An 11,732-nucleotide genomic window follows, 5' to 3' on the forward strand; every position below is an offset into this window, starting at 1 on the left:
GTCCCTTCGTCCTAGGTCCGCCAAGGGCGCGGGACCGGACCCGACCTAGGCCCAACGACCCAGGTCGGCGCCATCACCGGTCCGATACGCGGTGTCACCGCCCGCCGGTACGTTGGGGGCATGAGCCAAGGACCCCGGTCGGGCCTGTACGCGGTGAGCACCGCGCTGCTGGCCATGAGCCGGCACCTCGAAGTGCGCGACGTCCTCAAGACGATCGTCGCCTCGGCCCGCGAACTGCTCGACGCGCAGTACGCGGCCCTCGGCGTGCCCGACGACCACGGGGGCTTCGCCCAGTTCGTCGTCGACGGCGTCAGCGACGCGCAGTGGAAGGCCATCGGCCCGCTCCCGCGCCAGCACGGCATCCTCGCCGCGATGCTGAGCGAGGCCCGCCCCGAGCGCCTCGCCGACGTCCGCGAGGACCCCCGCTTCGAGGGCTGGCCCTCCGCACACCCCGACATGTCCGACTTCCTCGGCCTGCCCATCCGGGACGGCGACGAGACGATCGGCGCGCTCTTCCTCGCGAACAAGCTGCGCCCCACGGGAGACGACAGCACGGGGTCGGGGGCGCACGCCTGCGGCTTCACGGAGGACGACGAGGAACTCCTCACCATCCTCGCCCAGCACGCGGCGATCGCCCTCACCAACGCCCGCCTCTACGAACGCAGCCGCGAGCTGACCATCGCCGAGGAGCGCTCCCGCCTCGCGCACGAACTGCACGACGCCGTCAGCCAGAAGCTGTTCTCCCTGCGCCTCACCGCCCAGGCCGCCGCCACCCTCGTCGACCGGGACCCCTCCCGCGCCAAGGGCGAACTCCAGCACGTGGCCTCCCTCGCCGCGGAGGCCGCGGACGAACTGCGCGCGGCCGTCGTCGAGTTGCGGCCCGCCGCACTCGACGAGGACGGCCTCGTCGCCACCCTGCGCACCCACATACAGGTCCTCGACCGCGCCCACTCCGCGCGCGTCACCTTCGCCGGCCGCGGCGTCCGGGCGCTGCCCGCCTCCCAGGAGGAGGCGATGCTGCGCGTGGCCCAGGAGGCCCTGCACAACGCGCTGCGCCACTCCGGCGCCGCCCGTGTCGACGTCACCGTGGAGAAGCGCGGCCCCGGCGCCGTCCTGCACGTGGTCGACGACGGCAGCGGCTTCGACCCCACCGCGACACGCAACGCCGGCCGCCACCTCGGCCTGGTGTCGATGCGGGACCGGGCGAGCGGGGTCGGCGGCAGACTCACCGTGCAATCGGCGCCCGGAAAGGGCACCACGATCGAGATGGAGGTCCCTGGTGGCTGACGCAATCAAGGTGCTGCTCGTCGACGACCACCAGGTCGTCCGCCGGGGCCTGCGCACCTTCCTCGAGGTGCAGGACGACATCGAGGTCGTCGGAGAGGCGTCCGACGGCGCCGAGGGAGTCGCCCGCGCCGAGGAGCTGAAGCCCGACGTCGTCCTGATGGACGTGAAGATGCCGGGCATGGACGGCATCGACGCGCTGCGCAAGCTCCGCGAACTCGCCAACCCCGCCCGCGTGTTGATCGTCACCAGCTTCACCGAGCAGCGCACGGTGGTGCCCGCCCTGCGCGCGGGCGCCGCAGGGTACGTGTACAAGGACGTGGACCCCGACGCGCTGGCCGGCGCCATCCGCTCCGTCCACGCGGGGCACATCCTCCTGCAACCCGAGGTCGCGGGCGCCCTGTTGTCCCAGGAGGAGGCGAACACGGGCCAGGGGAGAGGCGGTTCGCTCACCGAGCGGGAACGCGAGGTGCTCGTGCTGATCGCGGACGGCCGCTCCAACCGGGAGATCGCCCGCGCCCTGGTGCTCTCCGAGAAGACGGTGAAGACCCACGTCTCGAACATCCTGATGAAGCTCGACCTCGCCGACCGCACCCAGGCCGCCCTCTGGGCCGTCAGGAACGGCATCGCGGGCTGACCACCCCGGGGCGGTCACCAGCGGCTCCGTGCTCCGGCGCACCCCTCGGGCGCGGCCGGGGCCGCCGGCCGACGAGGGGGTTCCGGTCCGGAATGAGATTCATACCGTCGGGTGTATGTCCCCCGAACGGCGCAACCTCCGGGAGGTGTCGCCGTTCTCCAGTGCGTGCTGCGGCGATCCTGCCGCAGTGTTCGCAAGGAGGGGTTTCAGAAGTGAAGAACCTGAAGAAGGTCACCGCTGTCGCGATGGTCGCCGGTGGCCTGGTCGCCGCCGGCGCCGGTATGGCCTCGGCCTCCGACGGATCGCTGGCGGTCGGCAAGGCCGAGGGTTCCCCGGGCGTCATCTCCGGCAACACCATCCAGGCCCCTGTCCACGTCCCGGTGAACGCGGTCGGCAACAGCGTGAACGTCATCGGCGTGCTGAACCCGGCGTTCGGCAACCTCGGCTTCAACCGCTGAGGTCCGCCATCGGACGGTCGTGACCACCGGCTCCCGGGGATTCCCGGGGGCCGGTCTGCTTGTCGGCTCATCGGTGTAATGCATCGAACGGGGCAATCGCGACGGCCTCCCGTGCCGTCCCGGCCTCCCCGGCGTTGCTCAGCGTACGACCCGCGGGCCGGGTCGGATCCGTATACGCAGGAGGAACGCTTCTCATGAACATCGCCAAGAAGGCCGCCCTGGCCATCACCGTCGCCGGTATCGCCGCCGGTGCTTCCGCCGGTGCCGCTGTCGCCGACTCGGGTGCCGAGGGTGCGGCCATCGGGTCGCCGGGCGTCGCCTCGGGCAACGTCGCGCAGGTCCCGGTCCACGTCCCGGTGAATGTCGTGGGCAACTCCGTCAACGTCATCGGCCTGCTCAACCCGGCCTTCGGCAACGGCGGCGTCAACGGCTGACGCACCACCTGGAGGAGCCCCGCGAACGGAAACGTTTCGCGGGGCTCTTCCGCGTCCCGGCCGGCACCGCGCCGCCCCGGCCGCGTCGACAACCTCCGGGGTCGGCCGCCTGGCCGGCACGGACACCCGCCCCGCCCGACAACCCGGCCGGCCCGGAAAGGTGCGGTGACCATCACCCGCATCCCCGCGAAGGCCGCCGACGCGCGCGCACGGGCGCCGGCGCCACGAAGCGGGCCGGCTCAGCGGACGCCGCGCTCCCGCTCCTCCACGAACGCGTTGTACGCCGCCACCTGCGCCCGCCGCGCCGTCCGCTCCACCGGCCGCAGCGCCTCGGCCCGGGCGGCCATCTCCGAGGCACTCACCGCGCCACCGTGCCCGTTCTCGTACGCCACCGAGATGAGCAGCCCCACCCGCTGCGCCAGTTCCAGCACGCGCACCGCACGCGGCGGGTACCCGGGAGCCAGCACCTCCCGCCCGCGCTCGGCCCGCGCCCGGTACGCGTCCACCGCCGCCTCGGCGACCGGTCCCGACCCGGCCACGTCCAGACGCGACAGCACCTCCGTCGCGTCGCGCAGCGCCTCCGCCAGCTCCCGCTCGGCCTCGCCGAGCGAGGGCACGTCGGCGGGCGGCGCCTCCCGCACGGCGAGGCAGTGCCAGACGACCTCGACATGCACGTCGCCGTCGGGCCCGGCCTCGTACACCTCCGGTACGAGCCCCAGCGCCGACCCGTGGCACACGACGGCCTCCTCGGCCTCCAGGGCGCGCGCGTTGAACGCGGGCGGGCCGCTGAGTCCGAGGGGATGGCCCGGCGCGGGCAGCGCCACCCGCAGCCCGGTCACCCCGAGCGCGCGCAGCCGGCCGAGGGCGAGCGTGAGCCCGACGGGCCCCGACTCGCCCGGCAGCCCCTCGACCCGGTGCACGGCGTCGTCACCGACGATGGCGAGCACGGCGTCGTCCGGCGAAACAAGTCCGGCCAATAGGGCATTTCCCCATGCGGCCAGTTGTCCTGAGCGTGGTTCCGAGAGCATGCCTCCACCCTAAGGACCGGCCGATGGATCGGTGCGGCCGACCGGTGGCGTAGGTTTTCCCTGGGGGCTGCGTCCACAGACGTAAGCGACGGCCGAGACTGCAATGGGAGACAACGCGCTCATGAGCGATGTACTGGAGCTGGAGGACGTATCCGTGGTCCGCGAGGGCCGGGCTCTGGTGGACCAGGTCTCCTGGTCGGTCAAGGAGGGGGAGCGCTGGGTCATCCTCGGTCCCAACGGCGCCGGGAAGACGACCCTTCTCAACGTCGCCTCCAGCTACCTCTTCCCCAGCGCGGGCACCACCACCATCCTCGGCGAGACCCTCGGCAAGGTCGACGTCTTCGAGCTCCGCCCGCGCATCGGCATCGCCGGCATCGCGCTCGCCGAGAAGCTCCCCAAGCGCCAGACCGTCCTGCAGACCGTCCTCACCGCCGCCTATGGCATGACCGCCGGCTGGAACGAGGACTACGAGGACATCGACGAGCGGCGCGCCCGCGCGTTCCTCGACCGTCTCGGTATGAGCGAGTACCTGGACCGCAAGTTCGGCACCCTCTCCGAGGGGGAGCGCAAGCGCACGCTGATCGCCCGCGCGCTGATGACCGACCCCGAACTCCTCCTCCTCGACGAGCCCGCCGCCGGCCTCGACCTCGGCGGACGCGAGGACCTCGTGCGCCGCCTGGGCCGCCTCGCCCGCGACCCGATCGCCCCCTCCATGATCATGGTCACGCACCACGTCGAGGAGATCGCCCCCGGCTTCACCCACGTCCTGATGATCCGTCAGGGCAAGGTGCTCGCGGCCGGGCCCCTGGAGCTCGAACTCACCTCGCGCAACCTCTCGCTCTGCTTCGGCCTCCCGCTCGTCGTCGAGCAGGTCGGCGAGCGCTGGACCGCGCAGGGCCTCCCGATGGCCTGACGCCCCCGGGCGCACGGACGCGCAGATCCCGTCAGGAGCAGGCGAGTTGATCGTGCGCCCTGTCCGCGGGAGGAGCGCGGTCCTACCATGACCACGTGGACGACATCGACGCATGGGTGTGGTGGCTGATCGGCGCCGCAGGACTGGGTATCCCGCTCGTGGTGACGGCGATGCCGGAATTCGGCATGTTCGCCGTCGGAGCGGTGGCGGCATCGGTCGTGGCGGGACTCGGCGGCGGCATCGTCGCCCAGGTCCTCGTCTTCGTGGTCGTCTCGGTCGCCCTCATCGCCGTCGTACGGCCCATCGCGGCCCGGCACAGCGCGCAGCGGCCCCAACTCGCCTCCGGGATCGACGCGTTGAAGGGCAGGCAGGCCGTCGTCCTGGAGCGCGTGGACGGCTCGGGCGACGGCAGGATCAAACTCGCCGGGGAGATCTGGTCGGCACGCGCCCTCGACGCCGGACAGGCCTACGAGGTCGGCCAGGAAGTCGATGTGGTGGACATCGACGGAGCCACGGCGATCGTCATGTGACCTCGGACAACGCAAGTGAACCGAACGCCCCACGCGGCAGACGACGTTCTGTCAGACTCGTCCAGCAAGATCTTCAACAGCCATAAGATCTTTCGGAATTACCGAGTGGAGAAGGGTACGGGGAGCATCGATGGAACCGATCATCATCGTCCTGATCATTCTGGTGGTGTTGGTCTTCATCGCCCTGATCAAGACCATCCAGGTCATCCCACAGGCCAGCGCCGCCATCGTCGAACGCTTCGGCCGCTACACGCGGACACTGAACGCCGGCCTCAACATCGTCGTCCCGTTCATAGACTCGATCCGCAACCGCATCGACCTCCGTGAACAGGTCGTCCCCTTCCCGCCCCAGCCGGTGATCACCCAGGACAACCTGGTGGTCAACATCGACACCGTCATCTACTACCAGGTCACCGACGCGCGCGCCGCGACGTACGAGGTCGCCAGCTACATCCAGGCGATCGAGCAGCTCACCGTCACCACGCTGCGCAACATCATCGGCGGCATGGACCTGGAGCGGACCCTGACCTCCCGCGAGGAGATCAACGCGGCCCTGCGCGGAGTCCTCGACGAGGCCACCGGCAAGTGGGGCATCCGCGTCAACCGCGTCGAGCTCAAGGCGATCGAGCCGCCCACCTCCATCCAGGACTCGATGGAGAAGCAGATGCGCGCCGACCGTGACAAGCGTGCCGCGATCCTCACCGCGGAAGGCATCCGGCAGTCGCAGATCCTCACCGCCGAGGGCGAGAAGCAGTCCGCGATCCTCCGCGCCGAGGGTGAGGCCAAGGCCGCGGCCCTGCGCGCCGAGGGCGAGGCCCAGGCCGTCCGTACGGTCTTCGAGGCCATCCACGCCGGAGACCCGGACCAGAAGCTCCTCTCCTACCAGTACCTCCAGATGCTCCCGAAGATCGCCGAGGGCGACGCCAACAAGCTCTGGATCGTGCCCAGTGAGATCGGTGACGCCCTCAAGGGCCTGAGCGGCGCCATGGGCAACTTCGGTGGCCTGGGCGGCGGTTCAGGGTCGGGCAACAGCGGATCGTCCGGAAACTCCGGCGGCAGGGAACGCCGCGAGAAGCCGTCCATCACGGACTGACGCCGTACGACATCGGGGCCCACCTCCTGGTACGGAGGTGGGCCCCGGTCGTTCACGACGCTACGCGGCGGGCTGTGCCAGCCACTCGGGAAGAGCCTTGAAGTCGTCCTGGCCGAGCGCCAGCAGCATGGCGTCTGCCGGTGTCGGCTCGAACGGCTGCCGCAGCAACGGCATCTCGGCCTGCTCCGGCGTACGGTCCGCCTTGCGGTGGTTGTCCTCGGCGCACGAGGCCACCGTGTTCAACCACGAGTCCTGACCACCCTGGGCCCGCGGCACCACGTGGTCCACGGTCGTGGCACGGCGACCGCAGTAGGCACAGCGGTGCCGGTCACGTATCAGCACACCCCGCCTCGACCACGGCGCTTGTCTTCGGAACGGCACCCGGACATAGCGGCAGAGCCTGATCACCCGGGGCACGGGGATGTCCAGGGCGGCCCCGCGCATGCGCAGTTCGGGGTGGGCCTGCTCGACGACGGCCTTGTCCGTCAGCACCAGAACGACGGCCCGGTTCAACGTCACCGTCGACAGCGGCTCGAAGCTCGCGTTCAGTACCAGCGTGTCCCGCATGCAGCCCACCTCCTCTTGCGCACCGGCCCACCTGCGGCGGGCTGGGATCAACTTTGGCCGGGCACGACGAGATGGACAACGCAATAAAAAATGCCCGCCCCTGATCACTTCCAAGACCAGAGGCGGGCAAACGTTCCGTGAACGTCAGTCTTCCGCGGGAGCCGCGTACTCACCGACGAGCTGGGCGCGCGCCAGCGTGTGGAACCGGAGGTTGAAGCCCACCACGGCCGGCGACGCGTCCGCGTCGGGGCCGAGCTTCTCCTGGTCCACGGCGTACACGGTGAACACGTAGCGGTGGGCGGGGTCCCCGGGGGGCGGCGCGGCGCCGCCGAAGTCCCGCGACCCGTAGTCGTTGCGGGCCTGGACGGCGCCCTCCGGCAGCCCCTCGAACTTTCCACTGCCCGCACCCACCGGCAGCTCCGTGACGGAGGCCGGGATGTCGAACACGACCCAGTGCCAGAACCCGCTGCCCGTCGGGGCGTCCGGGTCGAAGCAGGTCACGGCGAAGCTCTTGGTCTCCGCCGGGAACCCCTCCCAGCCGAGCTGGGGAGAGGTGTTCCCGGCGGCCTGGACCTGCGCGTCCTTCAGCACGGCCCCCGGCGCGACGTCCTCGCTGGTGACCGTGAACGCCGGCACCGGCGGATGGAAAGCGTGCGGGAGCGGCGCCCTGTTGAGCTCGGTCACGTCATACCTCCTGAACGGCGGAATCTGTGAGTCCGAGCCTAGGACAGTCCTAGAACCAACTGCGCTTGCTGCCGACCTCGGACAGCCACTGGTTCAGGTACCCGGCCCAGTCCGTGCCGTGGAAGTCCTGCAGACCCACCTGGAAGGAGCGGAAGGAGTCGCTGCCCTCGCTGAAGAGGCCCGGCTTCTTGTCCATCTCCAGGATGACGTCCATCGCGCGGTCGTCCGCGACGAAGCTCAGCTCGACCTGGTTCAGCCCGCGGTACTGCGACGGCGGGTAGAACTCGATCTCCTGGTAGAACGGCAGCCGCTGGCGCGTGTTGCGGATGTGGCCGCGCTCCATGTCCGCGTTCTTGAAGCGGAAGCCGAGCTGGATGAACGCGTCGAGGATGGCCTTCTGCGCGGGCATCGGGTGCACGTTGATCGGGTCGAGGTCACCCGAGTCGATCGCGCGGGCGATCTCCAGCTCGGTGGTCACCCCGATGTTCATGCCCCGCAGGCTCTGTCCGTCGATCATGGTGATCGGCGTCTCCCACGGGATCTCCAGCCCGAACGGCACCGCGTGCACGGCGCCGGCCTGCAGCTCGAAGGCCCCACCGAGCCGCACCTTCGCGAAGTCGATGTTCTGCTTGTACTCCTGGTCGTCGTGGCCCTCGACCTCGACCCTGGCCTGCAGGCCGACCGACAGACCTTCGATCGCCTGGTTGACCGATCCGCCCTGGATCCGCACCTCACCCTGGACGACGCCGCCCGGAACGGTGTTCGCCTCGGTCAGCACCGTCTCGACCGAAGCCCCACCGGCCCCCATGCTCGCAAGCAGCCGCTTGAACCCCATGTCACTTCCTCCCCAGGCAAAGCCTGTTCCGTCCTGTGTCCGTGTGGATCCCTTGATCCCTACAAACGCGATCCGGCCCCGACCGGTTCCGTGTCCTCACCCTTCCAAGAGAGAGGACACCTGACCACCCCGCCGACAACCGTCCCTCAGTACGGCACTGCGCCGCCCCACCTTCGCCCGGCGGACCGGACGGCTGGACTACGCTCGGACGCCATGATCGCGGCCCCTGACCGTACGCCCCTGACACGGGACTTCTTCGACCGCCCCGTACTGGAGGTGGCCCCCGACCTCCTGGGGCGTCTCCTCGTGCGCGACACCCCGGAGGGCCCTATCGAACTGCGCCTCACGGAGGTGGAGGCGTACGACGGACCGGACGACCCGGGCTCGCACGCCTACCGTGGCCGCACGGCCCGCAACGGCGTGATGTTCGGTCCACCCGGTCACGTGTACGTCTACTTCACCTACGGCATGTGGTTCTGCATGAACCTGGTCTGTGGCCCCGAGGGCAGGCCCAGCGGTGTCCTGCTCCGGGCCGGCGAGGTCACGGTGGGCGCGGAACGGGCCCGCAAACGTCGACTCTCGGCCCGGAACGACAGGGAACTGGCCAAAGGACCGGCCCGCCTCGCCACGGCACTCGACGTCGACCGATCACTCGACGGTACGGACGCCTGCGGTCCCCAGGGCTCACCCCTGACCATGCTGACCGGGACACCCGTGGGTTCCGACCAGGTGAGCAGCGGCCCGCGCACCGGAGTCTCGGGCGACGGAGGCGTCCATCCCTGGCGCTTCTGGATCGCCAACGACCCGACGGTGAGCCCTTATCGAGCCCACGTGCCCCGTCGGCGCTCAACTTGACTCGCCCTTGCGGGAACCGTAATGTAGCCCGAGCCGCTTGACCCGGGTACGGCGTTCAGCCAGCAGCCGGAAGTGGCCAACCCACTACCTACGTCTTCCCCTCCGCCGGGGTCTCTTCGGCATGTCATCATGCCCGAATTCGAACTCGCGGAACTCGATTATGAGTCACCGAGGGAATCGGCTAACGTAGTGAATGTCGAAAGGCCGACGAAACGCGAAAGCTTTCAAAAGCCCAAAGGCAACCCCGGCCGACCGGGAATCGGGCCCGAAAGGATCTGATAGAGTCGGACTCGCCGGAAAGGGAAACGCGAAAGCGAAAACCTGGAAAGCGCCGAGGAAATCGGATACGGAAACGGTCTGATAGAGTCGGAAACGCAAGACCGAAGGGAAGCGCCCGGAGGAAAGCCCGAGAGGGTGAGTACAAAGGAAGCGTCCGTTCCTTGAGAACTCAACAGCGTGCCAAAAATCAACGCCAGATTTGTTGATACCCCGTCTCCGGCCGATCGGCTGGGACGAGGTTCCTTTGAAAAAGTCCTGCCCCCTTGGGGTAGGCGCACAGCGAGGACGCTGTGAACGACCGGTCCTATTCCGACCGGTTGTTCCGCTCTCGTGGTGTCGTCCCGATTACGGGAAAACATTCACGGAGAGTTTGATCCTGGCTCAGGACGAACGCTGGCGGCGTGCTTAACACATGCAAGTCGAACGATGAAGCCCTTCGGGGTGGATTAGTGGCGAACGGGTGAGTAACACGTGGGCAATCTGCCCTTCACTCTGGGACAAGCCCTGGAAACGGGGTCTAATACCGGATAACACTCCTGCCTGCATGGGTGGGGGTTAAAAGCTCCGGCGGTGAAGGATGAGCCCGCGGCCTATCAGCTTGTTGGTGAGGTAGTGGCTCACCAAGGCGACGACGGGTAGCCGGCCTGAGAGGGCGACCGGCCACACTGGGACTGAGACACGGCCCAGACTCCTACGGGAGGCAGCAGTGGGGAATATTGCACAATGGGCGAAAGCCTGATGCAGCGACGCCGCGTGAGGGATGACGGCCTTCGGGTTGTAAACCTCTTTCAGCAGGGAAGAAGCGAAAGTGACGGTACCTGCAGAAGAAGCGCCGGCTAACTACGTGCCAGCAGCCGCGGTAATACGTAGGGCGCAAGCGTTGTCCGGAATTATTGGGCGTAAAGAGCTCGTAGGCGGCTTGTCACGTCGGTTGTGAAAGCCCGGGGCTTAACCCCGGGTCTGCAGTCGATACGGGCAGGCTAGAGTGTGGTAGGGGAGATCGGAATTCCTGGTGTAGCGGTGAAATGCGCAGATATCAGGAGGAACACCGGTGGCGAAGGCGGATCTCTGGGCCATTACTGACGCTGAGGAGCGAAAGCGTGGGGAGCGAACAGGATTAGATACCCTGGTAGTCCACGCCGTAAACGGTGGGAACTAGGTGTTGGCGACATTCCACGTCGTCGGTGCCGCAGCTAACGCATTAAGTTCCCCGCCTGGGGAGTACGGCCGCAAGGCTAAAACTCAAAGGAATTGACGGGGGCCCGCACAAGCAGCGGAGCATGTGGCTTAATTCGACGCAACGCGAAGAACCTTACCAAGGCTTGACATACACCGGAAAGCATTAGAGATAGTGCCCCCCTTGTGGTCGGTGTACAGGTGGTGCATGGCTGTCGTCAGCTCGTGTCGTGAGATGTTGGGTTAAGTCCCGCAACGAGCGCAACCCTTGTTCTGTGTTGCCAGCATGCCCTTCGGGGTGATGGGGACTCACAGGAGACTGCCGGGGTCAACTCGGAGGAAGGTGGGGACGACGTCAAGTCATCATGCCCCTTATGTCTTGGGCTGCACACGTGCTACAATGGCAGGTACAAAGAGCTGCGAAGCCGCGAGGCGGAGCGAATCTCAAAAAGCCTGTCTCAGTTCGGATTGGGGTCTGCAACTCGACCCCATGAAGTCGGAGTTGCTAGTAATCGCAGATCAGCATTGCTGCGGTGAATACGTTCCCGGGCCTTGTACACACCGCCCGTCACGTCACGAAAGTCGGTAACACCCGAAGCCGGTGGCCCAACCCCTTGTGGGAGGGAGCTGTCGAAGGTGGGACTGGCGATTGGGACGAAGTCGTAACAAGGTAGCCGTACCGGAAGGTGCGGCTGGATCACCTCCTTTCTAAGGAGCATCTAGGCCGTCAAGCTTGCTTGGTGGTCCAGGGCCATTACGTCGGCATACGTTCGACGGTGGTTGCTCATGGGTGGAACGTTGATTATTCGGCACTCAAGTCATCTCGGGCTGCAAGTACTGTTCTTCGGAGCGTGGAAAGCTGATCACGAGTGGTGAGGGTGTCGGGCACGCTGTTGGGTGTCTGAAGGTACGGCCGAAAGGCTGCCTTCAGTGCCGGCCCCAGTGAACTCCGGTGGTAA

12 protein-coding genes and 1 rRNA gene are annotated in these 11,732 nt (G+C 67.9%); 9 read left to right on the plus strand and 4 right to left on the minus strand.

Annotation, left to right across the window (positions count from 1 at the left end; genetic code table 11):
• The first annotated feature begins 120 nt into the window (after positions 1 to 120).
• From OG406_RS30625 to OG406_RS30640, 4 genes are all read left to right on the plus strand, one after another.
• Complete coding sequence (locus OG406_RS30625; RefSeq protein ID WP_329188881.1) at positions 121 to 1,287, plus strand: GAF domain-containing sensor histidine kinase; 1,167 nt, start codon at positions 121 to 123, stop codon at positions 1,285 to 1,287.
• Positions 1,280 to 1,921: a response regulator gene (locus OG406_RS30630; protein ID WP_081223646.1), complete on the plus strand. Its 642-nt coding sequence runs from the start codon at positions 1,280 to 1,282 to the stop codon at positions 1,919 to 1,921. The genes OG406_RS30625 and OG406_RS30630 overlap by 8 nt, the downstream gene beginning before the upstream one ends.
• 212 nt (positions 1,922 to 2,133) lie before the next feature.
• Positions 2,134 to 2,379 (plus strand): chaplin, encoded by a 246-nt coding sequence (locus OG406_RS30635; protein ID WP_164371030.1) that lies wholly within the window; start codon positions 2,134 to 2,136, stop codon positions 2,377 to 2,379.
• Positions 2,380 to 2,573: 194 nt separating this feature from the next.
• Positions 2,574 to 2,813, plus strand: coding sequence for a chaplin (locus OG406_RS30640; RefSeq protein ID WP_081223644.1), 240 nt, complete (start codon positions 2,574 to 2,576; stop codon positions 2,811 to 2,813).
• Between the two features lie 239 nt (positions 2,814 to 3,052).
• Here OG406_RS30640 and OG406_RS30645 read toward each other — a convergent pair whose 3' ends face one another.
• On the minus strand, positions 3,053 to 3,841 hold the full coding sequence (locus tag OG406_RS30645; protein ID WP_164371031.1) for a hypothetical protein: 789 nt from the start codon (positions 3,839 to 3,841) through the stop codon (positions 3,053 to 3,055).
• Positions 3,842 to 3,962: 121 nt separating this feature from the next.
• On the opposite strand from OG406_RS30645, the gene OG406_RS30650 reads away from it, so the two are divergent.
• The 3 genes from OG406_RS30650 (at position 3,963) to OG406_RS30660 (ending at position 6,377) form a co-directional block, all read left to right on the plus strand.
• Positions 3,963 to 4,754 (plus strand): ABC transporter ATP-binding protein, encoded by a 792-nt coding sequence (locus OG406_RS30650; protein WP_329188885.1) that lies wholly within the window; start codon positions 3,963 to 3,965, stop codon positions 4,752 to 4,754.
• Between the two features lie 95 nt (positions 4,755 to 4,849).
• On the plus strand, positions 4,850 to 5,284 hold the full coding sequence (locus OG406_RS30655; protein ID WP_164371033.1) for an NfeD family protein: 435 nt from the start codon (positions 4,850 to 4,852) through the stop codon (positions 5,282 to 5,284).
• A 130-nt stretch (positions 5,285 to 5,414) separates the two neighbouring features.
• The gene (locus OG406_RS30660; RefSeq protein ID WP_081223641.1) at positions 5,415 to 6,377 is read left to right on the plus strand and encodes an SPFH domain-containing protein; all 963 of its coding nucleotides are present in this window, start codon (positions 5,415 to 5,417) and stop codon (positions 6,375 to 6,377) included.
• Between the two features lie 60 nt (positions 6,378 to 6,437).
• On the opposite strand, the gene OG406_RS30665 is transcribed toward OG406_RS30660, so the two are convergent.
• The 3 genes from OG406_RS30665 to OG406_RS30675 all read right to left on the minus strand — a co-directional run bounded on the left by OG406_RS30665 (position 6,438) and on the right by OG406_RS30675 (position 8,463).
• Positions 6,438 to 6,944, minus strand: coding sequence for an HNH endonuclease (locus OG406_RS30665; protein WP_081223640.1), 507 nt, complete (start codon positions 6,942 to 6,944; stop codon positions 6,438 to 6,440).
• Between the two features lie 144 nt (positions 6,945 to 7,088).
• Positions 7,089 to 7,628, minus strand: a complete 540-nt coding sequence (locus OG406_RS30670) for a YbhB/YbcL family Raf kinase inhibitor-like protein (protein ID WP_164371034.1) — start codon at positions 7,626 to 7,628, stop codon at positions 7,089 to 7,091.
• A 49-nt stretch (positions 7,629 to 7,677) separates the two neighbouring features.
• Positions 7,678 to 8,463 (minus strand): sporulation protein, encoded by a 786-nt coding sequence (locus OG406_RS30675; RefSeq protein ID WP_164371035.1) that lies wholly within the window; start codon positions 8,461 to 8,463, stop codon positions 7,678 to 7,680.
• A gap of 213 nt (positions 8,464 to 8,676) precedes the next feature.
• On the opposite strand from OG406_RS30675, the gene OG406_RS30680 reads away from it, so the two are divergent.
• Positions 8,677 to 9,318, plus strand: a complete 642-nt coding sequence (locus tag OG406_RS30680) for a DNA-3-methyladenine glycosylase (protein WP_267050394.1) — start codon at positions 8,677 to 8,679, stop codon at positions 9,316 to 9,318.
• Between the two features lie 637 nt (positions 9,319 to 9,955).
• Positions 9,956 to 11,481 (plus strand): 16S ribosomal RNA (locus OG406_RS30685).
• The last annotated feature ends 251 nt before the right edge of the window (positions 11,482 to 11,732 follow it).

The organism is Streptomyces sp. NBC_01428 (genome assembly GCF_036231965.1).
Taxonomy (GTDB): domain Bacteria; phylum Actinomycetota; class Actinomycetes; order Streptomycetales; family Streptomycetaceae; genus Streptomyces.